Raw genomic sequence first — 26,605 nt, forward strand, 5'->3', positions numbered from 1 at the left:
CGAGTACTGATCTACGCTGAAAGATCAACGTGAGGATCTGGCCATGTGTGGAAAACTTTCACAGTACCGGGGCATTCATGACTTCGTGGCGGTGCTGAGCATCCCCGATGCCTTGATCAGTCGGGCTACACCGACGACACGGTTGGTTTTGGCGTCGACGCACTGGGGTTGATGGGAATTACGCTGGACAGCGGCAAGGGGCGGCACATCGGCAGCAGCATGATTCCGTCGCAGAGCGATGACAGTGCTGTCGATGAGTGGAGCCGGTTGGGGTTGACCGACAAGGTCAAGGTGTCGAAAACCGAACTTCGCCTGGGCACGCTGATGCCGAAATTTCCGATCCTGGTCTCCAATGACGGCCGCCTGCTACCACAGACATTCGAAGGCGGTCAGATTACTTCGAGCGAGTTCAAGGACCTGACCCTTACCGGTGGACGAATCGAACATGCAACGGGCCGGGGTTCAAGCGATCAGACAGGGCTGGCCGTCGCGGGCGGCACCCGTGAAAGCAATAGGTGGCCATGGCATCACGGCGGGTTACCAAAGCGTTTCGAGCGGCAGTAACTTCACTCAGCTCAGCCACGGCAACCTGCCAGACAAAGGCGCCGGTGGTGCCAGCGTTTACCTTTATACCGATCGCCTGATTCAAACCTTCACCCGCGCGGGCCTGGCCGAGTTAATCACTGCACTCGATTGCGTCCACTGCGCTTGGCCCGGTAGAGCGCATCATCGGCACGGGTCAGGAGGCTTTCCGAGCTGTCGCCGGTTTTGGAGAGCGCAACACCGAAGGATGCCGTAATCGTATCGAGCACCGTGTCAGTGACTCGCGCCTTGATCCGCAGTGACTGGATTTTCAGGCGCAGCTGTTCAGCAAACACGCGCGCACTGTCGAGATCGGTGCAGCCTTGCAGGATCACGCAGAATTCTTCTCCCCCATAACGTGCCGCTACGGCTGCGGCCGGAAGCGAGTTACGCAGCACCTGTCCGACATGTTCAAGTACCCGGTCGCCCAACGGGTGACCGTACTGGTCATTGAATTGCTTGAAGTGGTCGATATCCAGCATGACCAGCGCGACTGTTTCAGGCGATTTGCGCAGTGCTTTTTCCAACACGCGGTTGAAGGCATTTCTGTTCAACACCTGGGTCAGGCCATCCAGCGTGGCGGCCAGGCTGGTACTCTCGAGTTTGTCGCGCAGGGTTTTAATTTCATTTTGAGCGGCGCGCAGCTGGAAGAGAAAAAGCGCTTGTTGATCCTGCATCAACTGGGTGCTTTGTTGCAGCTCATTGAGGATGGTCGGGAGGTTGGTGTCCAGCGGAGACTCAAGCATCTCCAGGCAATGCCCCAGACTGTCCTGAAAATTGCGGCTGCCATTCACACTGCGTGTGACGTCCCGTTCCATGCCGTCGACCAGATTGATCGCTTGCTGTTGCCCGGCCCGGGCATCCTCCAGCTCGTCGCGAATGATGTACTCGCGAAACAGCTTTGCGGCGGACTCAGGCGGAAAACTGTCGAAGTCTTTCACCACTCGATCCAGATGGCGATTAAGTTCGGGCTCGACGCCTTTGCTATAGGTGTACCAGAGCGCGTAGTGCACCGGATTGGGCGGAATATTGTGACGCACCATCAGCGGCACAGCTTGCTTGAGCAGCGCCGCCGCTTCGCGGGAATCCTCGGGATATAACGCTAGAGCCGTTGCACGTGTCTCTGATTGATTCATGCCGTCACTGTTGTTTATTAAAGGAAAACGGAAGTAGCCGGAGCATAACCTCACACAGAGCAAACAGCCATGTCCACGCTGACTGTGCTGCAGGAAAAAAAGCAGGGGGAAATTTGAAAAAAACTGAACCGGCATTGAGCCACCAGTGTCGTAGCGGCATACCAGGAGAACCGGATGACCCGCCCTCGGCATTTTGAAGTTACCTACTGCTTCAACAAGCAGCGGCACATTTTTGTCCAGCCTGACTCGCACATGAGCGATGAAGATGCCTGGTACTACGCGTGCCTGCACGCTGGCGTGGATCTTGTGTATGGGGAAATCCACTCTCAACATAACGACGTGCAACTGCGCGAACACGCTGAAAAGTCCGGTTTGACGCAGGTTAAATGGGAGGAGCTGCCGTAAGAACGCACCAACGAAAACGCCGCTCATTGAGCGGCGTTTGCGTTTTTGGCGTTTTAAGCGGGTTCAGCGGTGTCGACGATCAACAGCACTTCGGCCCTGCCTTGCTTCCATAACGAGCCTCTTGGCGTTCCCGAAAGAACATCTCGTAGTCCATCACCGGTTTGTCCGGGTGCTTGGTTTGCATATGCTCGACGTAGTTGTCGTAGTCGGGCATGCCGACCATCAGGCGTGCGGCCTGACCGAGGTATTTACCGAGGCGACTCAGGTCATTGAACATCGTTGCAATCCTCGATCAAGCTTGCGGAATGGCCTGGAACGGTGCTTCTTTATCGGTGCGTTCTTTGGTGCCCCAGGCGGCGATGCCGACTTTGAGTGCAAAGAACAGGATGCTGAAGACCACGAACAAGAACAGCGCCGTCAGTGTCGCGTTGGTGTAGGCGTTGTAGATCACGTGCTGCATCTGCTCGATGCTCTTGGCCGGTGCGAGTACTTGACCGTTGGCCAGCGCATCGCTGTATTTCTTGGCCAGGGCCAGGAAGCCGATCGCCGGGTTGGCATCGAACAGTTTGATGAAGCCTGCGGTCACGGTGCAGATCAACAACCACACGGCGGGCAGCATCGTCACCCAAACGTAGCGTTGGCGTTTCATTTTGATCAGCACGACAGTCGCCAACATCAGCGCGATACCCGCCAGCATCTGGTTGGAGATACCGAACAGCGGCCACAAGGTGTTGATGCCACCGAGCGGGTCGATCACGCCTTGGTACAGCAGGTAACCCCACATCGCCACGCAACCGGCGGTTGCGATCAGGTTGGCGGTCCAGGAATCCGTGCGTTTCAGCGCGGGCACGAAGGAGCCGAGCAAGTCCTGCAGCATAAAACGTCCGGCACGGGTACCGGCGTCGACGGCGGTCAGGATGAACAGCGCTTCGAACAGGATCGCGAAGTGGTACCAGAACGCCATGGTGTTTTCACCCGGCAGGACGTGATGCAGGATTTGCGCGATACCGACCGCCAAGGTCGGCGCACCGCCGGCACGGGCCAGGATGGTGGTTTCACCAATGTCTTTGGCCACCGCTTGCAGCGCTTCCGGGGTAATGGCGAAACCCCAGCTGCTGACCGTCTGTGCAACTGAAACAGCATCGGCGCCGACAATGGCCGCCGGGCTGTTCATCGCGAAGTACACGCCTGGCTCGATCACCGAAGCGGCCACCATGGCCATGATGGCGACGAAGGATTCCATCAGCATGCCGCCATAACCGATGTAGCGGGCATGGCCTTCGTTAGCCAACAGTTTCGGGGTGGTGCCGGAAGCGATCAGCGCATGGAAACCGGAAACCGCGCCACAGGCGATGGTGATGAACAGGAACGGAAACAACCCGCCCTTCCACACCGGTCCGGTGCCATCGATGAACTGGGTCAGCGCCGGCATTTTCAGGTCGGGCATGGTGATCAGGATGCCGATCGCCAGCGCGACGATGGTGCCGATTTTCAGGAAGGTCGACAAATAGTCACGCGGTGCCAGAATCAGCCACACCGGCAGCACTGCGGCGACGAAGCCGTAGCCGATCAGCATCCAGGTAATCTGGATTCCGGTGAAGGTAAAGGCCTTGGCCCACACCGGGTCGGCGGCAATCTGCCCGCCCAGCCAGATCGAACCGAGCAGCAACAGCACGCCGACGATGGAGATTTCACCGATGCGACCCGGGCGGATGTAACGCATGTAAATGCCCATGAACATCGCGATCGGGATGGTCGCCATCACCGTGAAAATACCCCAAGGGCTTTCCGCCAGGGCCTTGACCACGATCAGCGCCAGCACCGCGAGGATGATGATCATGATCAGGAAGCAGCCAAACAGCGCGATGGTCCCGGGGATGCGCCCCATTTCCTCGCGGACCATGTCGCCCAGGGAGCGGCCGTTGCGGCGGGTGGACAGGAACAGGACCATGAAGTCCTGAACCGCACCGGCCAGCACCACGCCGGCAATCAGCCACAGCGTGCCGGGCAGGTAGCCCATCTGCGCCGCCAGCACCGGACCGACTAAAGGCCCCGCGCCAGCGATGGCCGCGAAGTGGTGACCGAAGAGCACATGTTTGTTGGTCGGTACGTAGTCCAGACCGTCGTTGTTGAGTACGGCGGGAGTGGCTCGATTAGGGTCGAGCTGCATCACCTTGGTGGCGATGAATAGGCTGTAGTAACGGTAGGCAACAAGGTAGATGGCGACTGCTGCGACTACGATCCAGAGGGCGTTGATTGCTTCGCCGCGGCGCAAGGCCACGACACTTAGCGCAAACGCTCCCAAGACAGCCACAGCAAACCAGGCGAAGTGTTTAGCCAGACGGGGCATAGAGTGTCTCCTGCCGACAGCCGATGGACTGCGGCGGTAATTTTTATAATTGTGTCCGCTATGCGGAGCTGGCCCAATATCCCCGCATGCCGTCTACAAATAAATCCGCGTTACTACGTACGTGCTGTCTACGTAGTTCTACGTAGACACGCCGGATCTGTCAGTTGAAATGCAAAACCTGTGGGAGCGGGCTTGCTCGCGAAGGCGGTATGTCAGTCGCCATCGATGTTGAATGACAGATTGCATTCGCGGGCAAGCCCGCTCCCACAGGGGTATGCATTTCAACTGACTGACATTGTATCCATCGGTCATTCCGTCCAGCAGCGCTACTGGACGCGCGTATCTTTGGCATATGATGCCGGGCCTTCGCCTTCCCCCGGTCCGGACAGGAGCAGAGATGCAGCTCAAACACAAAATCGTCGCGCTCGGGATTCTGCCGCTGGTGTTGGCCATCGCCGTCATCTGCGCGCTGGTGATTTCCATGAATCGCCAACTGGGTGATCAACAGGCGCAGCTGATCGAAGACAGCATTCTGGCCAGCAAGCGTGCAGAACTTAAAAACTACGTTGAAATGGCGAAAAGCCTGATCGAGCCGCTGTACGACGACGGCCACGGTGACGCGCACGCCCAGCAACAAGTGCTGGAAGAACTGCGCAAGCTGAGCTTTGGCATCAATGGCTACTTCTTCGTCTACGACCACGAAGGCCGCAGCCTGATGCACGCGCGCCAGTCGGACCTGGTGGGCAAATACCTCTGGGACATGAAGGACCCGCACGGCTTGCCAGTGATCCAGGCGCTGCTCCAAAGTGCGCAATCGGGCGAAGGCTTTCAACGCTACGCCTGGAACAAACCCTCTTCCGGCCAGGTGACCGACAAGCTCGCCTACGTGGTGATGCTGGACCGTTGGGGCTGGATGCTCGGCACCGGCATTTACCTTGAGGACGTTGAGCGCGCCACCCAGCAGGCGCGTGACGAAGTGGCTCAAGGCATCCGCAAAACCATGCTGGCGATTGCCGTGGTGGCCCTGGTGGCGGTGCTGTTTGTCTTCGCCAGCGGCATGACACTGAATGTCAGCGAGCATCGTCTGGCGGACAAAAAACTTCAGCGTTTGACCCAGCGCATTGTCAGTTTGCAGGAGGAGGAGCGATCTCGGGTTTCCCGTGAGCTGCACGACGGTATCAGCCAGCTACTGGTCTCCATCAAGTTTCAGTTCGAACTGGCCAGCCATCTGCTCGAGAACGGGCAAGCACAAGACAAAGGTTTGAGCACTCTAAGGGACGCCACGGAGCGCCTGGGGGAAGCGATTGGCGAAGTTCGCAGCCTCTCCCACGACTTGCGCTCCTCGCTGCTCGACACCTTGGGCTTGCCGGCGGCGATCGGTCAACTCGCCGCAGAATTCGAGCAACGCAGCGGGCTGGTGGTGACCTACGACGATAACGAATTCGACTGTGATTTGGTCGATGGGGCCGCCGTCTCGCTGTTTCGCATCGTGCAAGAAGGCCTGACCAATATCGAACGACACGCGCAGGCGAAGAATGTCTCGATTACCCTGCACGGGTGTGAAGAGTCCGTACGATTGACGGTGGTAGACGACGGCATCGGTTTCAACGTCGCCCAGGTCGAACGTCGTCATGCGGGCATTGGCCTGCGCAATATCCGTGAACGAGTCGAGCATTTTGGTGGCCGCTTCGACCTGATCTCGATGCCGGGAAGAAGTGAGCTGGACGTTTGGCTGCCGATGAAAATGCCCGCTACAAAACGCTGAGTCGCCCCAACAACAAGAGTGAATGCCTGCGATGAACCTGCCCTACCCGATCCGCGTCGCCCTGGTCGACGATCACTCCCTGGTCCGCGACGGGATCAAAGCGTTGCTCGCTGTTATGGCACCCCTGGAAGTAGTGGGCGAAGCCGAGAACGGCGCCGAGGCGATCGAGATGGTCGGGCGCTGCCAGCCGGACCTGTTGCTGGTCGACATCGGCCTGAAGGACATGAACGGGCTTGAGCTGACCCGGGTGCTACGCAGCCAGTACCCGACGCTCAAGGTGCTGGTGCTGAGCATGTACGATAACAATGAATACGTCAGTGAATCGGTTCGCGCGGGTGCCAGCGGTTATGTATTGAAGAACTCACCGTCGCGGGAAATCATTGCGGCGATCGAAGCCATCGCCAGTGGCGGCACGTTCTACAGTGCCGAAATCGCCCAGAGGCTCATTGCCGATAAAAGCACCGACAACGAGCTGACACCGCGCGAGAGTCAGGTGTTGTCCAAGATGGCTCAAGGGCTGAACAACAAGGAGATGGCACGGGCACTGGACATCAGCGTTCGCACGGTAGAAACCCACCGCCTGAGCATCCGTCGCAAACTCAGCATCGACAAACCGGCGGCGCTGGTTAAATACGCGATCGATCACGGGATTATCTCCCGGTAGCAGGCATTAACACTCAATGGAAAAACCCGGCCTCATCAACCGGGTTTTTCGGGCCTTTCTGTGCGCCGGCGGCGCCGCCGCTGACCGGTGCATCGACGGTTTCAATCCCGCTGGTGAAAAGGCCTGCGGCGACTTCCTGTTCAGCGCGAGAGCCCACCGTCGACAGATCGACCAGAGTCCGCACCGCAGTGCCCTCGACAATGCCATTCGTGCCTAAGGCCACGGCTTTGAAAATCGCCGCAGCGCTGGGCATCCTCTTGCTCAATTGTGGCAGTGCAACGCTGGCCACCTGGTCCGCACCGGTGACCTTCATCAGTGCCTTCGGTGCCTACTGGTTACTGCTCAACAACGCCAGACGCAGCGGGTTCGTGCGCGCCAGTTGCACCTGAAACCTCGTCGACCAGCAGGCAATACATCGTAAAAACCAGTGCACTGAAAATCAAAAAACAGTGCACTTTGCGCCAAGCCAGCCACCGGATCGAGCGCGTAGTTTTGTGTCGTGGGTTAGACGTTCGTCCTGACCTTCACCTGGATAACAACAAGATTTCTGGTGACCCATGAGTACAGTAGATCCGATCACCCTGGCAGTCGTGAGAGGCGCGCTCGAAACCGCGCAGCGCGAAATGACCATCACCCTTGAAAAAACCGGTCGTTCGAGCGTTTTCAACCTGGCTCACGACTATTCAAACGCACTCTTCGATCACCTTCCGGAAATGATCCTGCAAGGTCAGGACATCCCGATTCACCTCGGGTCACTGATTCCGGCAATGAAATGCGTTGCCGGTTTCTTCGGTGACGACATCCACGAAGGCGATGTGATTTACCACAATGACCCCGCCTACATGGGCAGCCATATCCTCGACTGCTGCATGTACAAACCGGTGTTCTACAAAGGTGAACTGGTGTTCTGGGCCGTCTGCAAAGGTCACCTCACCGACATCGGCGGCCCTGTGCCTGCTGGCTACAACCCGGATGCCAAGGAAATCTACGCCGAAGGTCTGCGTATCCCGCCGGTGAAGCTCTGGTCACACGGCAAGCGTCGTGAGGATGTGATCAACCTGCTGCTGACCAACATGCGTGCCCGCGCCTATCAGGAAGGTGACCTCAATGCCCAATATGGCGCTTGCAACGTCGGCGAACGCCACTTGCTCGAGCTGCTTGATCGCTACGGCGTGGAGCAGGTACGCGCGTGCATCGCCGAGTTGAAAGACATGGCGGACCGGCACATGCGTGCCCTGCTGCGAGATGTACCGGATGGTTTCTATAGCGGCACCGCCGTGCTTGAAGACTCGGGCCATGGGCTGGGTGAGCTGTCGATTACCGCGCAGGTGGAAATTCGCGGTGACGAGGCCCACATACTGATCGAAAGCCCGCCACAGGTGCCTTACTTCATCAACTCTTACGCCGGCAACTCGGTGTCCGGGGTTTACTTGGGGCTGATGATGTTTGCTCAGGTGCCGCCGCCGTACAACGAAGGGCTATACCGCTGCGTGTCCATCGACCTCGGCCCACCGGGCACCTTGTGCAACGCGCAAGAACCGGCACCGCACGTCAACTGCACCACCACGCCGATGGAAACCCTGGCCGACGCGGTGCGTCAGGCACTGGAGCAAGCGGCGCCCGATCGCGTCACGGCCTCCTGGGGTCACGCCAGCGGGATCAACATCGCCGGCCACGACCCGCGCAATGCCAACAGCGAATACGTGACCATGGTGCTCGCGTCGATCATCTCCGGTGCCGGCGCGAACAAAGCCATGGACGGGTGGCCGGCGTGCGGCCCGCTGTGTTGTTTCGGCGCGCTGATGTCCGGCGATATCGAGTTGCTGGAGTACTCCTATCCGATCCTCATTCACCGCTACAGCCTGATGACCGACAGCGGTGGCGCCGGTGAATTTCGCGGCGGTTCGGGGACCCGTATCGAAATCGAACCGCTGAACCACGCGATGACCGTGGTCGGGTTCGGTGAAGGTCGACAACTGACAACGTCAGGTGCCGCAGGCGCGAACAACATCATGCTCGAACCCAAGCTGGGCCGGCTGATACACCGCAAGGTCGACGGCGAAGAACAGTCCTTTATCTACAACGCGCAACTCACCGCGCAACCGGGCGAACGGGTGATCAACGTCAACCCTGGCGGGGGTGGCTATGGCAATCCCTTGCGACGCCCGATCGCCAGCGTGGTGAACGATGTGCGCAACGGCCTGGTGTCTCGCGAAGGCGCCCGCCTGGAATATGGCGTGGTGATCGAGAGTAACGGCCAGGTCGATGAAGCCGCGACCAGCGCCTGTCGTGCCGCGCATTAATTGAGCCCAGCCCCTTTGAGCAACCTGGAATCCCTCATCATGACCAAGCAACAATATCGTCTGGGCATCGACGCCGGCGGCACCTTTACCGATTTCATCCTGGCTGATCGCAGCGGTAACGTGCAGCTGTTCAAGGCCCCCTCGACGCCACAGGACGGCACTATCGCGATCCGCAACGGGCTGGCGCAAATCGCCGATGCCATCGGCCGCTCCCCTGCCGAGATCATTGGTGACTGCGACCTGTGCATCAACGGCACCACCGTGGCCCTCAACGCACTGATCGAGAAAACCGGGGTCAAGGTTGGTCTGCTGTGTACCGACGGGCATGAAGACAGTCTGGAAATCCGCCTGGGCCACAAGGAAGACGGCCATCGCTATGACGCCAGTTACCCGCCCGCCTACATGTTGGTACCGCGTCACCTGCGTCGGCCAATCCGCGGGCGGATCATCAGCGACGGCAGCGAATACGCCCCGCTCGACGAAACCGCGATTCGCGAAGCCATCGAGTATTTCCGCGAGCAGGAGGTCAAGGCCGTTGCGATTTCGTTCGTCTGGTCGGTGCGCAACCCGAGCCACGAACAACGCGCCGCCGAAATGGTGCGGGCGGCATTGCCGGACGTGTTCGTCTGCACCGGCAATGAAGTGTTCCCGCAGATCCGCGAATACACCCGCACCTCGACCACTGTGGTCAACGCCTACCTGAGCCCGATCATGGGCCGTTACATCGAACGTATCGACGCTTTGTTCGAAGAACTCGGCGCGCAACAGCCGACTCGTTATTTTCAATCCAACGGCGGGCTGGCGCCCGGCGTGGTGATGCGCGAACGTGCGGTCAATGCGATCAACTCCGGCCCGGCGTCCGCACCGCAAGCCGGATTGTGCGTCGCGCAGCCGTTTGGCATCGACAACGTGATCACCGTGGACATGGGCGGTACCTCGTTCGACATCACCTTGAGCAAGTCCGGACGCACCAACTTCAGCAAGGACACTGACTTCCTGCGCTATCGCATCGGTGTGCCCATGATTCAGGTGGAAACCCTTGGTGCCGGTGGCGGCTCGATTGCCTTTCTCGATGACTTCGGCATGCTCCAGGTCGGCCCGCGCAGCGCCGGCGCCAACCCGGGCCCGGTGTGCTATGGCAAGGGCGGCACGGAGCCGACCGTCACCGACGCTAACCTGGCCCTCGGCTATTTGGCCGACGGTGCACTGTTGGGCGGTAGCATTCGGCTTGATCGCAAGGCGGCTATCGAGGCCATCAAAAACAAAATCGCCGAGCCCTTGGGGATCAGCGTTGAACGCGCAGCCATCGGCATCATCACCCTGGTCAACCTGAACATGGTCAGCGGCATTCGACGGGTGTCGGTCGAGCGTGGTTATGACCCACGGGACTTCGCCCTGATCGGTGCAGGAGGTGCAGCGGGTATGCACGTGATGCGCCTGGCCGAGGAAATCGGCAGCACAGTGGTGCTCATTCCGAAAGTGGCTTCCGGGCTGTGCGCTTACGGGCAGATTCTCTCGGACATCCGCTACGACCAACTGACCACACTGCCGATGCGCCTGGACGACGAACTCGTCAACCTGCCCTTGCTCAACCAGACGTTGCGTGACCTGCGCGAGCGCGGCATGAACAACCTGCGCGACGATGGCTTCAGCGCCGGTAACAACATTGAGTGCCTGTACAACCTGGAGATCCGCTACCTCGGCCAGATTCACGAATGCAGCGTCGAACTGACCTGCGATCAATTGGATCAGGCGGGTCTCATCGCCCTGCGTGAAGCCTTTCATACGCGACACAAGGCGCTGTTTTCCTACAGTGAGCCTGAGAGCCCGGCGGAACTGGTGAACCTCGAATGTTCGGTGATTGCACGCCTGCAACGCCCGCCGATGCCGGAACTGCCACAACCCTGCGAGGACGTTGCGCCTCAAGCAAGCGGAGCACGGCCGATGCTGTTCAGCGCGCAATCACCCTGGCAGGAAACGCCGGTGTACAACGGTGACCGGCTGCAATCGGGGCAAACGGTTCAAGGCCCTTGCGTGATCGAAGAGACAACTACCAACATCGTCGTACCACCGGGCTGGCAGGCAACGCTTGCGCCCTCGGCCACCTACCGGCTGACGCCTAATGATTGACCGCCCATAAGCATTGGCAAATGATGGCAAACCAGCGGTGCCGACGGCTCTTTGCGTCGGCACCGTCCTCATAATAAAAATGATACGAGGGCAGCCATGGCGTACAAACTCTCCACCCGCTCCTGGCCCGACAGTCAACGCCAGCCGCTCTGGGCCCAGGCAATCGGCAGTGCCTATTTTCCGCTGTCCCTGGAGTTCGCGCCCAGCAGCAGTTTCAGCGGCAGCCTGCAAATCTGGGAAACCGGCAGTACCCCGCTGACCCTGTCACGCTTGCGCTCCAGTCAGCTCGGCTATTCGCGCAGCAAAGCCCAGGTCAGTGAAGATCAGGAAGCCTGCTACCTCGTCACCGTGCCGCGCCGTAGCGAAGTCCATTTCGAGCAAGACGGCCGGGCACTGCATTGCCAGCCCGGAGGGTTCATCTTCGAACGTGGCGATGCGCCCTATCGCTTTCACTACGCCAGCGACAACGATCTTTGGGTGTTCAAGCTCCCCGAGCGCGCGTTGCATGGACAACTGCGCGGTGCCGAGCGCTACACGCGCTTCTGCTTCGACGCCAAGCGCGCGCTTGGCCGCATCTTTGTCGATCAGTTGGCCATGTGTGCCGCACGTTTCGACGAATGCGACGATGCCGCTCGCCACATGTTGCTTGAGCAAGCACTCTCAACCTTATTGATGGCTCTGCGTGATGACGAGCGAGTGCTCAACAGCGAAAGTTCGAACCTGGCCGCCATGCATTTGCAACGCATCGAACATTACGTCGACAAACAGCTGGGCAATCCCGACCTGGCGCCGCAAATGATCGCTGACGCCTGTGGCCTGTCAGTGCGTTATTTGCACAAACTCTTCAGCAGCACGCCCTACAGCCTCGGGGAATGGATTCGCCTGCGGCGTCTTGAAGCAGTCAATAGAGGCCTGCACGACCCCAACTGTCACCTGTCGATCGGCGAATTGGCCATGCGTTGGGGGTTCAGCGATCAGGCCCAATTTACCCGCAGCTTCCGCCAACACTTTGGCTGCACGGCCAGAGAAGTGCGCAGCGGTGCGGTTCGTTCGCCTGGGGCATCGACGCTTTGTGTTTGAGCCGGGTTTTAACTCCCGACCCCTTGGGAATCAAGGGTCTACTTGCCCCATCAGTTCAGCGACTGATTCCGTGCGTTTTGCGTAGCGCTGCGCCAGCACCGCACAGACCATCAGCTGAATCTGATGGAACAGCATCAGCGGCAGGATCAACACGCCGATAGTGCTGCCGGCGAACAGCACTTGTGCCATCGGCACGCCGGTCGCCAGGCTTTTCTTCGAACCACAGAAAAGAATGGTGATGCGGTCTTCCTGATTGAAGCCAAAGGCTTTGCCGAGCACGGTGGCTGCCACCAACACCAGCCCCAGCACCACGCAGCAGGCAACCACCAGCCCGGCCAGGTCCCGCAGCGGAATCTGATGCCAGATGCCTTCGTTCACGGCTTCGCTGAATGCACCGTAGACCACCAGCAGAATCGAGCCCTGATCAACGAACTTCAGCCAACTCTTGTTGCGCCCCACCCAGGCGCCGATCCAGCGCCGAGCGATTTGCCCGGCAATAAACGGCAGCAACAGCTGCACGCTGATCTTCAGAATGGCATCGAGCGTCGAGGCTCCATCACCGTGCACATCCAACAGCAACGTCACCAGCAACGGCGTGAGGAAGATCCCGAACAGACTGGACGCCGCCGCGCTGCAAATCGCCGCCGGAATGTTTCCGCGAGCCAGAGAGGTAAAGGCAATCGCCGACTGTACGGTTGCCGGAAGTGCGCAGAGGTAGAGCATGCCCATGTACAAATTGTCGCCGATCATCGGCGCCAGCAACGGTTTGAGCGCCAGACCGATTAACGGAAACAGCACAAAGGTCAGCCCGAACACCAGCAAGTGCAAACGCCAGTGGCCGGCACCGGCGATGATCGACTCACGCGACAGTTTGGCGCCGTGCAGAAAAAACAGCAGGGCAATGGCGACGTTGGTCAGCCAGCCAAAACCAACCGCGACCTGACCACTGGCGGGCAGCAAGCTGGCGAGAATCACCACACCAATCAGCGTCAGGGTGAAGTTGTCGGGTAAAAAACGAGGGCGGGTCATCAGCATCATCCGGGGTTACCAAGAACGTGATGATGACTCTAACGCGCCTGCTGATTACCCACTAACGCCCATGAGCCAGCAGATGCCGTCTAAAGGACATGCCAAGGGAATCAGACGCCCTGTCGTTTCAGCTACCCGCACCGCCGTGGGCTTCTTCAAAGAAGTAATCCTTCCAGCTGGACGCCTTGTTTTTCAGTACGCCTAACGCCTGCAGCTTCTGGGCATAGATAAAGGTACGCTGAGGCACGACGGTGAAGTCGATTTCAGGGTCGGCGACGATTTTCTCAATCAGTGCCAACGGCTGCTTTGATTGCTCCACCCGAATATAGGTCTGGGCTGCCGCGGACTTGTCGGCCTTAATGATTGTCTCGGCCTCGGCCAATGCGTCGTAGAACGCCTTGTAGGTTTTCGGGTTTTCGTCGTGAAATTTTTCAGTGGTGTACAGCACGTTAAACGTGGCCTGGCCACCCAGCACATCGTAGGAGCTCAACACTTTGTGCACGTTGGGACTCTGCAGTTCCTGATACTGGAACGGCGGGCTGGAAAAATGCGAGTTGATCTCCGAGCCACCCGCGATCAGCGCCGCCGTCGCATCCGGATGGGCAAGGCTGATCGAGATGTCGTCGAATTTCTTGAAATTGTCATTGCCAAACTGTTTAGCCGTTTCGATCTGTAAGGTGCGTGACTGGAACCCGACTCCCGCCGCCGGTACAGCGATGCGGTCCTTTTCCGTGAAGTCCTTGAGGCTCTTCACATTCGGATTATTGGTCAGCAAGTAGTTGGGCATCGAACCCAGCGACGCGATGGCCTTGACGTTCTGTTTGCCCTTGGTCCGGTCCCAAAGCGTGAGCATCGGCGGCACGCCCGCCGACACCACATCCAGCGCGCCAGCCAACAGCGCCTCATTCATCGCCGTGGCACCGGAGATGCTGTTCCAGTCGACTGCTATGTCGAGGCCCTGCTCCTTGCCATGCTTCTCGATGAGCTGTTGATCGCGAACCACATCCAGAATCAGGTAACCGATACCAAATTGCTGGGCAATGCTGATTTTGCCTTCGGCCTGAACACCGGGGCTGAGTAATGCACTCACCGCAGCCACGGAGGCGGCCAATACGGTCAACGCTGAACGCGTGAAGCGAGTCTTCATGAAAACCTCGTACTGGTTAAAAAAACGGACTGCTACACGCGGATATCGAATTCAGAGCTTGGCAATCGAGACTTCGGTGGATTTTACGAAGGCAATGACTTCGCTACCCACCTTCAATTCAAGGTCGCGCACCGAGCGGGTGGTAATCACGGAGGTGACGATGCCGGAGGCGGTTTGCACGTCGATTTCAGAGACCACTTCGCCTTCCACTATTTCCTTGATGACGCCTTTGAACTGGTTGCGGACGTTGATCGCTTTGATGGTCATGATGAGGCTTCCTGTCTGATGTCGAGCACTTCCGCATGGATGAGCAGGCCTTCAAAATGCACCGACTGGACCAACAACAAAAGGAATATATAATTATCTTCTTATTCTTTATTTGCATATAAAGATTCATACAGCAAGGCGCGCCTCACAACTGAAACCAGCCCTAGGTTTAATTGATACTGAGTTTCAGGCAAAAAAAAATCCCAGGCAGCTGATGGACGCCTGGGACTTAAAAATGCATAAACCGTGGTGGTGAACGCGGGGCGGATATTACGTAATATTTCGGTTTGTAACAAGATATCTTGATTCACCATCCAGTTACTAAGTCTTCTAACCCGTTAAATATCCGCACTATTTTTAAGGTTTACTACAAAAACCAGCGATATTCACGCGCATTGATGTCTTGCATGAACGCCAAATGGTCCTGTCGTTTGTTTTCGCAATACACATCGACAAACTCCGCGCCCAAACCCTCGCGTAACAGCGCATGGCTTTGCATGGAGCGCACGGCCTCCAGCATCTCCAGCGGGAAATCGATACCACTGGCACGGTCTTCATTGAGTGATGCAATCGGTTCGCGGCCGGCTTCCAGCCCTTGCTCCAGCCCCACCAGAATTGCCGCCAACACAAGATAAGGATTGGCATCGGCACCGGCCAGGCGATGTTCGATCCGCAGGTTTTCAGCATCCGAGTCAGGCACCCGCAGGCAGGCGTCGCGGTCTTCAAACCCCCAACTGGCGCGCGTCGCGACGTTCACCGTGCCACTCAAGCGACGCATTGCGTTGTGATTGGGAGCAAAGATCGGCATGCAGTGCGGCAACAATTCCAGGCAACCGGCCACGGCATGGCGCAGCGCCTTTTGCCCGTTCGCCGCCAACACATTGTTGCTCGCCTCATCGTAAAGACTCACATGAACATGCATGCCGCTACCGGGGTGCTGCAAGTAGGGTTTTGCCATAAAACTGGCACGGTGGTTGTGTTTGAGCGCCACACCACGGGTGCTACGGCAAAACAGAGCGGCCCAGTCGGCGGCACGCAGACCGTCATCAAGATGACCAAAATTGATCTCGTACTGACCCGGGCCCAACTCTGCAGTGATCACTGTAGTGTCGATGCCTTGCGTACGTGCGGTCTCGACCATTTCATCGAGCACCGGTGAAAATCTCGACAGCCGTTCAATGTGCATGTTTGGCTGATCGTCTGGGTCGTCCGTCAGCTGATCACGCGGAAACTGTGGCAAGCCGTCACGTAACTGGCGATCGAACAGATAGAACTCCAGCTCGAAAGCGACTACCGGGAAAATCCCTTTGCGGCCGAGTCGCTCCAGCACCTGCGCCAACACTTCGCGCGGCTCGAAGACGATAGGCTTTTGAGTACCGCTCGAGGTAATCAGCATCTGCCCCAATGGTTGTTTTTCCCAGCCAACCGGTTTGAGCGTGCCGGGCACCAGTCGGCGTGGAGCATCCGGATCGCCGTCGTTAAAACAGTAGTCGCCGATTTTGAACAGCCCGCCCTGGGTCCCCAGCAATACGCAGTTTTGTGGAAGCTTGAGCGCGCTGCCAGCGGCGACTTTCTCGAGCATTTCTATCGGGTAGCGCTTGCCGTAGAAGTGCCCGGGGATGTCCAGGGAAATCAAATCGACGTAGCGAACATCGGGGAAGCGCTGACGAAACGCGCGAACCTCGACAAGCAGATCAGAGCAGACAGCATCCATCGTTGGTGTTCCTTGTTGTTTTTATCAGGTGTAAACCCAGAGAACCCGGGTGAGCTGATCCGAGAGGTTGCCGTAGCGGCAGTGGGTATGACTGGCCAGCTGAAAACTGTCACCGGCATGCAAGGTCACCGGTTTGTCGTCATCCAGCCACAGCGTCAGCTCCCCCTCGAGGACATAACCGCCCTGCTCCGAGCTGTCATTCATGTGCCGGTCACCACTGCTGGCACCGGGTTCCAGATGGCTTTCAAGCATCGAGAAGGACGCTCTCATCTTCGGCGAGACAAGGATGTCGGTAATCCCGTCGGCGTAATACAGCGTGCGTCGCTCGTCCGGACGGGTCACCCAGCGCAATGCCATGGGTTTGGGCAAACTGTAGAAATAGGTGGTCGGTACGCCCAGGGTTTCGCTGATGGCGGTCAGGTCCGCCACGGTTGGACGTGACAGGCCACGTTCGACTTGCGAGAGAAAGCCAACGGAGCGACCGATTTTGTCGGCCAGCGCTTTGAGCGTGTATTTTTTGTGCTTGCGCAGGTCCTGAATCAGGATCGCCAGCGCCGAGATTTCTTCTTGCATGTCCATAGAGAGGGTTTCCAGAAATAGGTGCTTCAAATGCTGTCGCGCAGCCGATACCAGGCTTTGCCAATGGCTTCCAGCGGTGCGGCGAAATACTTTCCACCGGGAAAACTGCCGTTGACCAAACCTTGGTACAACGCCAGCTCTTCTGGTTGGCCAAGTATCGCGTCAGACACGGCGTGCGCACCGGCCAGCGTCGGCAACACGCCGTGCCCGGAGTAACCCTGCAGCCAGTAAAGATCGCCACGTCGACCGAGGTCAGGCGTGCGCTTGAGCGTGAGATCGATGTGCCCTCCCCAGGCGAATTCCAGTTCGACACCTTTAAGTTGAGGAAACACACGCTCCAGATAGGGCCGGGTCGCGGCGGCAATGTCTGTCGGCATTCCTCCAAGATAGGTGCAGCCGCCACCGAACAGCAGCCGGTTATCCGGTGTACGACGGAAATAATCGAGGACAAACTGATTGTCGGTGACGCACACATTGCTCGGTAGCAGCGCGGTCGCCTGTTTTTCTGAAAGCGGCGCGGTGGCCACCTGATAGGTGCCGACCGGCAACACGCAACTCGAAAGTTCCGGATCAAGCCGATCAAGGTAGGCGTTGCACGCCAGCACCAGCACGTCGGCGCGAATCCGACTGCGCTCAGTGGTGACAACGTACTGATCGCCCTCCTCGCGATAACTCAGCGCCTTGCTTTGTTCATGAATGCGTCCACCGGCACGTTCAATCGCGGCGGCCAGCCCGAGCGCCAGTTTCAGCGGATTGAGATGTCCGCCTTCAGGATCAAACAAGCCTGCCTGGTAGCGCTCACTGGCGACCCATTCAGGCAACTCAGCGCGCGAAATGAACTGCAGACCATCGTGTCCCCACTTGTGGCTGGCCTCGTGTTGCCACTCTGTCAGCAGACTCACCCGACGCGGCATCACCGACGTCCAGAGGTGACCGGGCCGATAGTCACAATCGAAATCATGGCGAACGGGCAAGTCTCGTAACTCCTGCGCGGCCCAGCGCATGCCGTCCCATAGTCGCCGCGCGCGCTCATAACCCAGCGCAGCCTCCAACGACGGCATGTCACACGACCAGCCGAGAATTGCCTGACCGCCATTGCGCCCCGATGCCCCCCAGGCAACCCGACTGGCTTCCAGCACCGTCACGCGCTTGCCGGCCAGGGCCAGTCGCAACGCGGTGTGCAAGCCACTGAAGCCGGCGCCAATGATCAACACCTCAGTGTCCTGCTCACCTTCCACCGCCGCTCGTTCCACCAGGCGATCGGCGCAGGTGTGGGCGTAATAACTGTCTACGTGCCGGGCTGATTGCTGAAACATGCAAGCCTCGTGAAATTTGATACTTATAATTTCATGAAAAAGTACAGGTTAAATTTCACCACTGCAACATTTCGGCAGACAAAAAAAATCCCGCCCAAGGAAAGCCGGGCGGGATTTTTGAAGCAGACAGCGTCTTCAAGAAAACCTTGATGACCTCTTAAGCAATCGGGATCAGCGGATCCGCAGCGGCCCAGGCCGCTTCACGATTGGCCACCGGCGGGTAGATCCACTGGGTGTTGATCTGCGTCTTGAGCGCCTTGCCTTCCTGCTTGACCAGCTTGACCTGACGATCCCACCCTTCGGTGTACACCGCGCCCCAGGCTCCGAGATCCAGACAGGTCACGTATTTAGGCTGGCTATACGGCGTCGGGTCCACGCCCAGGATTTGGGCGGCCACGTTGTTGCCAGCATGGCGACCCAACACGATGGCATGCTGGCAGGTCATCAATGCGAAGTTGCCGATATCGTCGGAGGCGGCGTAGGCAACATCACCGGTGGCGAAGATGTCTTCCTGGCCAATGACTTTGAGGTGCGCATCGACGTGCAGACGACCCAGGTGATCGCGTTCTGCCGGAATCTGCTCGGTCAGCGAGCTGGCGCGTACACCGGTAGTCCAGACGACTGTTTTCGCGTCGATGCGCTGACCATCGGCCAGGGTCACGCCGTTTTCATCGACGGCGACGACCGACGATTTCAAGCACCATGTCACGCCCGTTTCAATACTGGCTTCAGCGATCGACTTGGCGATCTCGGCGCCCATGGACCCGCCAACTTCATCGCCGCGATCAACGATGATCACTTCGATGTCGGCACGATTACCCAGGATGGCGCGCAGACGCGCCGGCATTTCAGTCGCCGTTTCAATCCCGGTGAAGCCACCACCAGCAACCACTACCGTGTTGCGGGCTTTGCCAGGCGGCAGGTTCACCAGGGATTTGAGGTGGTTTTCCAGGCGTACGGCTTGTTCGATCTGGTCGACGTCAAAGGCGTGATCGGTCACGCCTGGAGTGTTCGGCAGTGCCAGGCGGCTGCCGGTGGCCAGAACGAGTTTGTCGTAGCTGCACACTTGCTGATTGCCGAAAGCATCGACGTAGCCGACACGCTTTTGTTGCACGTCGATGGTCTGCGCCGTGCCCTTGATGAACTTCACGCCTACCGAATCGAACAGTTCGCCGATTGGTGCAGTCAGCTGGTGAGCATTCGGCTCGTAGAAGCGCGGACGCACACGCAGCTCGGCCTGCGGGGCCAGCACGGTCACTTCAACGTCGTTGTGACCATGAATGTCAAAAAGGCGCGTAGCGCTCAACGCCGTCCACATACCACCGAAACCTGCGCCTATTACCAGGATGTGTTGTTTCATTTTTAACTCCAGAGAAGACCAAGTGTTGAATTCGCTTAAGGTCCCAGGTAGCGGATGCTTATCACTGCCGACCGGACAACGGCGACTCTATTGATCCTAGTTAAAACACACAACTGGTTTTTTTTGATAGTTACCATCGAGCACTTTGATTTCTCCCATGAGCGACAACAGCCTAGAGAAGAAGGCCACCTACGAGAGGAAAGAAATCGCGGGCACAGGATCTGCTTCGTTGCTTAGCGCCTAGCCGACTGATAACATTTACGACTACATTTGTCGGAGATCTACATGTCTCTTTATAGCGCGGGCGTTGAGTACGGCATTCATTGCCTGATTTTTCTGGTGGGTAATCGCGGCGATACCCGCGAGGCGAGCGTGCGCGACCTTGCCGAGTTGCAAGGCGTGCCTCTGGACTATCTGGCAAAAATTTTCACCAGACTGGCCAAGGCAAAACTGGTGGTGGCCACTGAAGGTGTGCGCGGCGGGTTCAAGCTGGCGCGGCCTGCTGATGAAATCAGCATTCTGGATATCGTCAACGCCATCGACGGCCAGAAGCTCATCTTCGATTGCCGCGAGATTCGCGGTCGTTGTGCCTTGTTCGAAGGTTCCGCGCCCGACTGGGCGCTGAGCGGTCCCTGCTCCGTTCATGCCGTCATGATGACTGCGCAGAATCGCATGGAAGAAGCACTCGCCCAGCAGACCATACTTGATCTCGCGAGAAAGGTCGGGCGCAAAGCCCCGGCAGAATTCAATGCTCTGGTGGACAACTGGATCAGTGATCGTCGAGAAAAGAAAAGCAGCGCCCAAGCAACTGGCGAGCACTTCATCCCGGTCACCGATATCGGCAGCTAAGCCTTACAAACAGTCGCGCACGGCTTTGCGCAGCGCGCCTGACTTGGCCCAGGGCGGTCCCTGATAAAGCGATACCCGACTGCCATCCTTCGATTTGACGATATCCAGGATTTCGTCCGCCGTGATGATGCTTGGCGCCGTGACCCTGTAGCCATTGGAAATCGCCGATTGAGCCGCGTTCGGTATCTCCTGCTGCCACGCAGGCAGCACACACGCGGCATATTCTTTTGGTGGTTTGTTGCTGTATTTGCTGTAATTCGGCTCACCTGGCACCAGGGAAGCAGGCAACGAACAACCCGCCAGCGACGCCAGCAACACTCCCCCCATCAACATCCGCATGACGCTTCCTTAATCCTGAAAAACGGGAATGTAGCGCGTCGCCGTCCAGACATCCATCCATCCATTGGACATATTTCAGCGAGGCGCATTGTTATCGCCGCGATCCGGACTTGACTGCTCGTTCAGATAGCTCGTCCATCTTTCGTACGCGTCATGCTGCCATTGATTGACCCACTCCCATTCCGGACCGCTCAGTTGATGTGCAGAAATCAGTTTCATCATTTCCGTGGTGGCCGCATCCAGATCCACGATCAGCTCATGAGCGTGAAACCTGAAGTCATCGGTAGTTGTCATTTAAGGTCGCCTCGCCCTAGCGAAAAGTCGCTACATCACTACGACATCAGATCTGCGCAGGCGCGTGCATCTTCCCGACCAAAGGCAATACCAACGAGTCAGACGAACATTACAGCCCACGCATAGAAATGGGACTAATATTTCTTAGCGGAGATTGGCAGGAGGTCATCATGTGGCTTAACGAATCTGAAAACGAACTTCGGCGTGGCCTGCAAGGCGTTGCGTCAGATCTTCGGTGGTCGGCAGTGGAGCTTTTGCGCATCGCGGAGCAACTGCGCCAGGCCGGCAACGATGTGGACGCGCAGGCAACCTTGAAGCTGTGCGAGTTGTTTCAGGGAGATGAAGAACGACTGAAGGGTTATGCCGAGGAAGTTAAAGCCAAAATCATCACTCGAACAAAGCCCGGTAGTGAGAGCGCTGTGCCATGAACAAGCCGCTATGCGCGCTGTTCGTCGCAATGACAGCGGCGGGCGGCTGCAGCACCGATTCACATATCTATCGAGACCAGCCGCTGGTTGCAAAGGTCGAGACCGGCATGAGCAAGGAGCAAGTCCAGCAGATCGGCGGTCAGCCCCTGACGATAACGGATCGCACCGCAGTGCCGGGCACCTGCTTTGACTACAAGTTGACGCAGGACGGACATCAAAAACCGTACAACGTCAGCTTCGACGGCCGCGGCAAGGTCGACCACACAAGCTTCATCACCTGCGCAGAATGGAGCCACATACAGCAAAAAGCCCGAAAGCCCTCCCATGGCAGCAGCGGGATGGGCGGAGGCGGCGGTTACTAATACTCACTCAATCGATGTGAAAAGCCCCGGTTAACCGGGGCTTCAGCGCACTATCGATCTGACTTCTGGCTGCGTGCAGGCCGACTCGGCTTGGCCTTGTAGCCGGGAAGGGACGCCGCATAAGCCAGTGCCTCTTCTCTGCTGCCAAAAGATCCAAGGCGGTCGCCTTTGGTGCAAACCCGCCAGGGCCCGTTGTTAACGCTGAGTACGTCATAGCCGTTCATGTGCATTTTATTCAGCATCGGAACGCTCATAGTCACCTCCATTCGGCAGTGATATCAGATTGACCTGCCTACCATACACCCACCCTTTGCCAAGGTGCCGACCAGACGTCGCGACAGGATTCCGGTATTCGATTGCACTTTCAGGCCCCGCGTGGCCTCCAACTAGCCAAATAGAGATCAAAGCCCTCCCGGCCTGAATATTGCAGTTTTATGACTGTTTCATGACAAGCGGCAGTTAAGTAACACATGAAAGTACGCGCAACCGTCATTTGTGAGCACGACCGGCATATTCTCCTGGTGCGCAAGCCAAGGTGTCGCTGGACGTTGCCCGGCGGAAAGGTCGAGCCCGGTGAAACCATTGCTGACGCCGCCACGCGAGAACTTCAGGAGGAGACCGGGCTTGGAGTCGACGGTTTGCTGTACCTGATGGAGCTGCAAACCGGCAACACTCGACACCACGTCTACGAAGCGTCAGTGGTGAACTCGGACGAAGCCCGCCCGCAAAACGAAATCTTCGATTGCATCTGGTACCCACTGGACGCGGTACACAACCTGAACACAAGCGATGCCACACTCAGGATCGTCAGAGCGTTCCAGCGTCGCCTCTAGGCTGTTCAACCCTGATCGCCACCACCCACGGGCATGATCATGCCGGTGATATACGACGCTTCGTCGCTGGCCAGAAACAGAATAGCGCTGGCCTGCTCATCCAGCGTGCCGTAGCGCTTCATCAAACTGCTGTCGAGCGTCTGGTCGACGATCTGCTGATACCACACCTTCTCCTGAGCGCTCTGCTCGGCACTGTTGCGCGGAACGACTCGCGGCGGGGCTTCAGTTCCACCGGGCGCGGTGGCATTGACCCGAACCCCACGCCCCGCCGTTTCGAACGCCAGACAGGCGGTCAGCGCATTCACTCCGCCCTTCGCCGCACCGTACGGCACGCGATTGACACTGCGAGTGGCGATGGAGGAAACGTTGACGATCGCTCCGCTGCCCTGCCCCAGCATGAACGGCAGCGCGGCATGGCAGCACCATAACGTCGGGAACAACGAACGGCGGACTTCAGCCTCGATCTGCTGCTCTTCGTAATGCTCGAAAGGCTTGGTCCAGATGGTCCCGCCGACATTGTTGATCAGTATGTCGAGGCGGCCGAAACGCTCGACGGCGGCTTGCATCACGCGGCTGCATTCGGCGTATTGCTCAAGGTCGGCGGTCAGCGCCAGCACCTGATTGGTCTGCGCCAATTGCACCTGCACCTCGAACACCAGGTCGGAGCGATCGACCAGGATCAATCGCGCACCCTCAGCAGCCATGCGCTCGGCAACGCGCCGACCGATGCCCTGTGCTGCACCGGTAATCAGCGCGACTTTTTCGTGAAATCTGTTCATGGACACCTCATGCCACGCTGGCGGAAAACTTCTCGTAGTAGAAATTCGCCGGCGCGATGCCTTGTTCGCGAATGTACTGACTGACCGCCTCGACCATGGGTGGCGGGCCGCACAGGTAGACATCGACGTCACCATCGTTCAAATGCTGCGGCTCGATGTGCTGGGTCACGTAGCCTTTGCGCGGGTGCTGACTGTCGGGGTTAGCCACACAAGCGCTAAAGCTGAAATTCGGAATTCGCGAAACCAGGGCTTCCAGCCGATCAAGTTCCACCAGGTCGAAATCGTTGGTCACGCCGTAGATCAAATGCAGCGGATGCTCACTGCCCTGCTCGGCAATTTTCTCGAGCATCGCGGTGAACGGTGCCAAACCTGTGCCACCGGCCAGCAACAGCAATGGACGGCGAATGTCGCGCAAATAGAAACTGCCCAACGGCCCGGCCAGGCTCATGCTGTCGCCGGCCTTGGCCATGCCGGTGAGGAAGCTGCTCATCAAGCCGCCGGGCACGTTACGAATCAGGAAACTGACCTCGCCGTCACGCTGCAGCGAGCTGAATGAATAGGCGCGGGTCTGCTCGCTGCCGGGAATCGCGAGGTTCACATATTGCCCCGGCAGGAACGCCAATTTGCTCAAGGCTTCGCCCTTGATCGACAACGCGATGGTGCTGTCGGACAACTGGCGCACGGCGCTGATGGTCGCGTCGTAACTGGCCTGGCGGGTGCGGCAGACATCCGAGGAGGTCGGCACGCGGACCACGCAATCACTCTGGGCGCGCATCTGGCAGGTCAGGACAAAACCCTGCTCGGCTTCTTCGGCGCTGAGCGCATCTTCGATGTATTCCTCGCCCAGGTCATAGGTGCCGGCCTCGGCGAAACACTTGCAGGTTCCGCAAGCACCGTCGCGGCAATCCAACGGAATATTGATGCCCTGGCGATACGCGGCATCGGCCACGGTTTCGCCGGCATTGGCGTCGATGAATCGGGTGACGCCATCTTCAAAATTGAATGCGATCGAATGAGTCATGACGGCTGCCTCACAAGTGGTAAACATCGATGACCTGGCGAACGTAGTCGTTCTTCAGGATCACTTTCTTGGCCTTGATCTGCGGGGTTTCACCGCGCACATCGAGGGTGTAGAAACTGCTGCCGAAATAGCTGTCGACGGTCTTGTAGCGGAAGCTCAGGGTGTGCCAGTTGAAGCGCACCTTGCACTGTCCGTCGGCCTGTTCGAGCAGCTCGATGTTGCTGATGTTGTGCGAGGTGCGGGTGTCCGGAATGCTGGCGCTGGAGCGCTCGGTCTTGATGCGGAAGATGCGGTCTTCCAGGCCGGTGCGGTTGCCGTACCAGATCAGCGAGATTTCCCGCTGCGGGTCTTCCGTCAATTCGTCGTTGTCGTCCCAGGACGGCATCCAGTACGTCGCGTCCGGGGCGTACAACTCCAGCCACTCGTCCCATTGCTTGTCATCGAGGTAGCGCGCTTCGCGGTAGAGAAAATCGCGAACGGTGTCGTAGGTGATGGTCATTGCACGGCCTCCACTGCAATCAGCTCCGACTGTTCAGCGGCCAATGCCTTGAGCATCGTCTGCTGCCAGTATTTGTGTTGCAGCACGAACAAGCCTTCGTCTTCGGTGCGCACGCCGCTGAGCAGCGGATGCAGATCGATTTCTTTTGCCGCTTCATCGGCGCCTTCGACCCAGTGCTCAGCGCCACGGGACATGTCGTTCCAGGTGGTGACGCTGCCCTGATAACTGGTCTGGCAGGAGCGAAACTCCTCAAGATCGTCCGGCGTGGCCATACCGCTGACGTTGAAAAAATCCTCGTACTGACGAATCCGGCTCGAACGGGCGTGGTCGCTTTCGCCTTTGGGGGCGATGCAGTAAATGGTGATTTCCGTGCGGTCGACCGAGATCGGCCGGGCGATGCGAATCTGCGAGCTGAACTGGTCCATCAGGTACACGTTCGGGTACAGGCACAGGTTGCGCGAGTTCTCGATCATCCAGTCGGCACGGGCCCGGCCAAAGTCCTGGGCCAACTCATCACGACGCTCGTACAGCGGACGATCTTCAGGGTTGGACCAACGGGTCCAGAGCAGCATGTGGCCCTTGTCGAAGGAATAGAAACCACCGCCCTGCTTGGCCCAACTGCCAGCGCTCATGGTCGGGTTGCAATCGCCGGCCTCACGCTGCTTGCGCTGGTTCTGGGTGGCTGCGTAGTTCCAGTGCACCGAACTTACGTGGTAACCATCGGCGCCGTTTTCGGCGGTGAGTTTCCAGTTGCCTTCGTAGATGTAGCTCGAGGATCCGCGCAACACTTCCAGGCCGTCGGCGGACTGGTCGACAATCATGTCGATGATCTTTGCCGACTCGCCCAAGTGCTCGACCAACGGCACCACGTCGGCCTTCAGGCTGCCGAACAGGAAGCCGCGATAGGACTCGAACCGCGCGACTTTGGTCAGGTCGTGGGAGCCTTCGCAATTGAAGCTCGCCGGGTAGCCGGCCGCCGCCGGGTCTTTGACCTTGAGCAGCTTGCCGGAGTTGTTGAACGTCCAGCCATGGAACGGGCAGGTGTAGGAGCTTTTGTTGCCGGTCTTGTGCCGACACAGCGTCGCGCCGCGGTGACTGCAGGCGTTGATGAAGGCGTTGAGCACGCCGTCCTTGTTGCGCGCGATGAAGATCGACTGGCGCCCCATGGTGGTGGTGTAGAAATCGTTGATATTGGGGATCTGGCTTTCGTGGGCCAGGTACAGCCAGTTGCCTTCGAAGATGTGTTTCATCTCCAGATCAAACAACCGCGGATCGGTGAACATCTCGCGCTTGCAGCGATAGATGCCCTGTTCTTTGTCATCTTCGAGCAGGGAGTGAAGGTATTCGGGTCGCAGGGACATGGCCGCCGCCTCC

Annotated in this window: 29 protein-coding genes and 2 pseudogenes; 13 read left to right on the top strand and 18 right to left on the bottom strand. The window is 58.4% G+C overall.

Features of this window, described 5'->3' with window-relative positions; genetic code table 11:
* Positions 1 to 43 precede the first annotated feature (43 nt).
* Both FQ185_RS30670 and FQ185_RS19055 read left to right on the top strand, forming a co-directional pair.
* Positions 44 to 151: pseudogene (locus FQ185_RS30670) on the top strand (DUF159 family protein); the annotation flags it as partial.
* A pseudogene (locus tag FQ185_RS19055) lies at positions 118 to 667 on the top strand (OprD family outer membrane porin); the annotation flags it as partial. The pseudogenes FQ185_RS30670 and FQ185_RS19055, both read left to right, overlap by 34 nt.
* A gap of 13 nt (positions 668 to 680) precedes the next feature.
* On the opposite strand, the gene FQ185_RS19060 reads toward FQ185_RS19055, so the two are convergent.
* The gene (locus FQ185_RS19060) at positions 681 to 1,718 is read right to left on the bottom strand and encodes a GGDEF domain-containing protein (protein ID WP_149418763.1); all 1,038 of its coding nucleotides are present in this window, start codon (positions 1,716 to 1,718) and stop codon (positions 681 to 683) included.
* Positions 1,719 to 1,892: 174 nt separating this feature from the next.
* Between FQ185_RS19060 and FQ185_RS31100 the strand changes: the two genes are divergently transcribed.
* Positions 1,893 to 2,123 carry a DUF6555 family protein gene (locus FQ185_RS31100; protein WP_149418764.1) on the top strand — a complete coding sequence of 77 codons (231 nt, stop codon included), beginning with the start codon at positions 1,893 to 1,895 and terminating at the stop codon, positions 2,121 to 2,123.
* Positions 2,124 to 2,202: 79 nt separating this feature from the next.
* On the opposite strand, the gene FQ185_RS19070 is transcribed toward FQ185_RS31100, so the two are convergent.
* Together FQ185_RS19070 and FQ185_RS19075 are read right to left on the bottom strand one after the other, a co-directional pair.
* Positions 2,203 to 2,400: a YbdD/YjiX family protein gene (locus FQ185_RS19070; protein ID WP_054050768.1), complete on the bottom strand. Its 198-nt coding sequence runs from the start codon at positions 2,398 to 2,400 to the stop codon at positions 2,203 to 2,205.
* Positions 2,401 to 2,415: 15 nt separating this feature from the next.
* Positions 2,416 to 4,473, bottom strand: coding sequence for a carbon starvation CstA family protein (locus FQ185_RS19075; protein WP_149418765.1), 2,058 nt, complete (start codon positions 4,471 to 4,473; stop codon positions 2,416 to 2,418).
* Between the two features lie 397 nt (positions 4,474 to 4,870).
* On the opposite strand from FQ185_RS19075, the gene FQ185_RS19080 reads away from it, so the two are divergent.
* Together FQ185_RS19080 and FQ185_RS19085 are read left to right on the top strand one after the other, a co-directional pair.
* Entirely contained in the window at positions 4,871 to 6,238 is a 1,368-nt protein-coding gene (locus FQ185_RS19080) for a cache domain-containing protein (protein ID WP_149418766.1), read from the top strand.
* 31 nt (positions 6,239 to 6,269) lie between these two features.
* Positions 6,270 to 6,902 (top strand): response regulator transcription factor, encoded by a 633-nt coding sequence (locus FQ185_RS19085; RefSeq protein ID WP_149418767.1) that lies wholly within the window; start codon positions 6,270 to 6,272, stop codon positions 6,900 to 6,902.
* A 13-nt stretch (positions 6,903 to 6,915) separates the two neighbouring features.
* Here FQ185_RS19085 and FQ185_RS19090 read toward each other — a convergent pair whose 3' ends face one another.
* Positions 6,916 to 7,125 carry an NAD(P)-binding domain-containing protein gene (locus FQ185_RS19090; protein ID WP_256730438.1) on the bottom strand — a complete coding sequence of 70 codons (210 nt, stop codon included), beginning with the start codon at positions 7,123 to 7,125 and terminating at the stop codon, positions 6,916 to 6,918.
* 4 nt (positions 7,126 to 7,129) lie between these two features.
* On the opposite strand from FQ185_RS19090, the gene FQ185_RS30675 reads away from it, so the two are divergent.
* From FQ185_RS30675 to FQ185_RS19105, 4 genes are all read left to right on the top strand, one after another.
* On the top strand, positions 7,130 to 7,291 hold the full coding sequence (locus tag FQ185_RS30675; RefSeq protein ID WP_256730440.1) for a hypothetical protein: 162 nt from the start codon (positions 7,130 to 7,132) through the stop codon (positions 7,289 to 7,291).
* 168 nt (positions 7,292 to 7,459) lie between these two features.
* Positions 7,460 to 9,205, top strand: a complete 1,746-nt coding sequence (locus tag FQ185_RS19095; protein ID WP_149418768.1) for a hydantoinase B/oxoprolinase family protein — start codon at positions 7,460 to 7,462, stop codon at positions 9,203 to 9,205.
* Positions 9,206 to 9,244: 39 nt separating this feature from the next.
* Positions 9,245 to 11,335 carry a hydantoinase/oxoprolinase family protein gene (locus tag FQ185_RS19100; RefSeq protein WP_149418769.1) on the top strand — a complete coding sequence of 697 codons (2,091 nt, stop codon included), beginning with the start codon at positions 9,245 to 9,247 and terminating at the stop codon, positions 11,333 to 11,335.
* Positions 11,336 to 11,431: 96 nt separating this feature from the next.
* The gene (locus tag FQ185_RS19105; RefSeq protein ID WP_149418770.1) at positions 11,432 to 12,415 is read left to right on the top strand and encodes a helix-turn-helix domain-containing protein; all 984 of its coding nucleotides are present in this window, start codon (positions 11,432 to 11,434) and stop codon (positions 12,413 to 12,415) included.
* A gap of 30 nt (positions 12,416 to 12,445) precedes the next feature.
* Here the strand turns inward: FQ185_RS19105 and FQ185_RS19110 are convergent, their stop codons facing one another.
* From FQ185_RS19110 to FQ185_RS19140, 7 genes are all read right to left on the bottom strand, one after another.
* Positions 12,446 to 13,444, bottom strand: a complete 999-nt coding sequence (locus FQ185_RS19110; RefSeq protein ID WP_149418771.1) for a bile acid:sodium symporter family protein — start codon at positions 13,442 to 13,444, stop codon at positions 12,446 to 12,448.
* A gap of 127 nt (positions 13,445 to 13,571) precedes the next feature.
* Positions 13,572 to 14,591 carry an ABC transporter substrate-binding protein gene (locus tag FQ185_RS19115; protein ID WP_149418772.1) on the bottom strand — a complete coding sequence of 340 codons (1,020 nt, stop codon included), beginning with the start codon at positions 14,589 to 14,591 and terminating at the stop codon, positions 13,572 to 13,574.
* 51 nt (positions 14,592 to 14,642) lie between these two features.
* Complete coding sequence (locus tag FQ185_RS19120; RefSeq protein WP_038983759.1) at positions 14,643 to 14,858, bottom strand: molybdopterin-binding protein; 216 nt, start codon at positions 14,856 to 14,858, stop codon at positions 14,643 to 14,645.
* A gap of 367 nt (positions 14,859 to 15,225) precedes the next feature.
* Complete coding sequence (locus tag FQ185_RS19125; RefSeq protein ID WP_149418773.1) at positions 15,226 to 16,572, bottom strand: glutamine synthetase family protein; 1,347 nt, start codon at positions 16,570 to 16,572, stop codon at positions 15,226 to 15,228.
* A gap of 24 nt (positions 16,573 to 16,596) precedes the next feature.
* The gene (locus FQ185_RS19130; RefSeq protein ID WP_149418774.1) at positions 16,597 to 17,151 is read right to left on the bottom strand and encodes a helix-turn-helix domain-containing protein; all 555 of its coding nucleotides are present in this window, start codon (positions 17,149 to 17,151) and stop codon (positions 16,597 to 16,599) included.
* 26 nt (positions 17,152 to 17,177) lie between these two features.
* Complete coding sequence (locus FQ185_RS19135) at positions 17,178 to 18,467, bottom strand: FAD-binding oxidoreductase (protein WP_149418775.1); 1,290 nt, start codon at positions 18,465 to 18,467, stop codon at positions 17,178 to 17,180.
* A gap of 157 nt (positions 18,468 to 18,624) precedes the next feature.
* A complete protein-coding gene (locus FQ185_RS19140) occupies positions 18,625 to 19,827 on the bottom strand; it encodes an NAD(P)/FAD-dependent oxidoreductase (protein ID WP_149418776.1) in 1,203 nt (400 codons plus the stop codon).
* 285 nt (positions 19,828 to 20,112) lie between these two features.
* Between FQ185_RS19140 and FQ185_RS19145 the strand changes: the two genes are divergently transcribed.
* The gene (locus FQ185_RS19145; protein WP_149418777.1) at positions 20,113 to 20,676 is read left to right on the top strand and encodes an Rrf2 family transcriptional regulator; all 564 of its coding nucleotides are present in this window, start codon (positions 20,113 to 20,115) and stop codon (positions 20,674 to 20,676) included.
* A gap of 3 nt (positions 20,677 to 20,679) precedes the next feature.
* On the opposite strand, the gene FQ185_RS19150 is transcribed toward FQ185_RS19145, so the two are convergent.
* A complete protein-coding gene (locus FQ185_RS19150; RefSeq protein WP_149418778.1) occupies positions 20,680 to 21,015 on the bottom strand; it encodes a hypothetical protein in 336 nt (111 codons plus the stop codon).
* Positions 21,016 to 21,090: 75 nt separating this feature from the next.
* Positions 21,091 to 21,309, bottom strand: coding sequence for a hypothetical protein (locus FQ185_RS19155; protein ID WP_149418779.1), 219 nt, complete (start codon positions 21,307 to 21,309; stop codon positions 21,091 to 21,093).
* Between the two features lie 170 nt (positions 21,310 to 21,479).
* Here FQ185_RS19155 and FQ185_RS19160 point away from each other — a divergent pair, with 170 nt between their 5' ends.
* Positions 21,480 to 21,737, top strand: a complete 258-nt coding sequence (locus tag FQ185_RS19160) for a hypothetical protein (protein WP_149418780.1) — start codon at positions 21,480 to 21,482, stop codon at positions 21,735 to 21,737.
* Entirely contained in the window at positions 21,734 to 22,099 is a 366-nt protein-coding gene (gene osmE, locus FQ185_RS19165; RefSeq protein WP_149418781.1) for an osmotically-inducible lipoprotein OsmE, read from the top strand. Before FQ185_RS19160 ends, osmE begins: the two co-directional genes overlap by 4 nt.
* 50 nt (positions 22,100 to 22,149) lie before the next feature.
* Here osmE and FQ185_RS30680 read toward each other — a convergent pair whose 3' ends face one another.
* Positions 22,150 to 22,353, bottom strand: a complete 204-nt coding sequence (locus FQ185_RS30680) for an SPOR domain-containing protein (protein ID WP_149418782.1) — start codon at positions 22,351 to 22,353, stop codon at positions 22,150 to 22,152.
* 216 nt (positions 22,354 to 22,569) lie between these two features.
* Here FQ185_RS30680 and FQ185_RS19175 point away from each other — a divergent pair, with 216 nt between their 5' ends.
* The gene (locus FQ185_RS19175; protein ID WP_149418783.1) at positions 22,570 to 22,932 is read left to right on the top strand and encodes an NUDIX hydrolase; all 363 of its coding nucleotides are present in this window, start codon (positions 22,570 to 22,572) and stop codon (positions 22,930 to 22,932) included.
* A gap of 5 nt (positions 22,933 to 22,937) precedes the next feature.
* On the opposite strand, the gene FQ185_RS19180 is transcribed toward FQ185_RS19175, so the two are convergent.
* The 4 genes from FQ185_RS19180 to benA are packed head-to-tail and all read right to left on the bottom strand — an operon-like array spanning position 22,938 to position 26,592.
* Positions 22,938 to 23,711 carry a 1,6-dihydroxycyclohexa-2,4-diene-1-carboxylate dehydrogenase gene (locus tag FQ185_RS19180; RefSeq protein WP_149418784.1) on the bottom strand — a complete coding sequence of 258 codons (774 nt, stop codon included), beginning with the start codon at positions 23,709 to 23,711 and terminating at the stop codon, positions 22,938 to 22,940.
* A 7-nt stretch (positions 23,712 to 23,718) separates the two neighbouring features.
* Complete coding sequence (gene benC, locus FQ185_RS19185; protein WP_149418785.1) at positions 23,719 to 24,732, bottom strand: benzoate 1,2-dioxygenase electron transfer component BenC; 1,014 nt, start codon at positions 24,730 to 24,732, stop codon at positions 23,719 to 23,721.
* A gap of 10 nt (positions 24,733 to 24,742) precedes the next feature.
* Complete coding sequence (gene benB / locus FQ185_RS19190) at positions 24,743 to 25,231, bottom strand: benzoate 1,2-dioxygenase small subunit (RefSeq protein ID WP_149418786.1); 489 nt, start codon at positions 25,229 to 25,231, stop codon at positions 24,743 to 24,745.
* Positions 25,228 to 26,592 carry a benzoate 1,2-dioxygenase large subunit gene (benA, locus tag FQ185_RS19195; protein WP_149418787.1) on the bottom strand — a complete coding sequence of 455 codons (1,365 nt, stop codon included), beginning with the start codon at positions 26,590 to 26,592 and terminating at the stop codon, positions 25,228 to 25,230. Before benA ends, benB begins: the two co-directional genes overlap by 4 nt.
* Between the last annotated feature and the right edge of the window lie 13 nt (positions 26,593 to 26,605).

The organism is Pseudomonas sp. ANT_H12B, assembly GCF_008369325.1.
In the GTDB taxonomy this organism is placed as follows: Bacteria; Pseudomonadota; Gammaproteobacteria; order Pseudomonadales; family Pseudomonadaceae; genus Aquipseudomonas.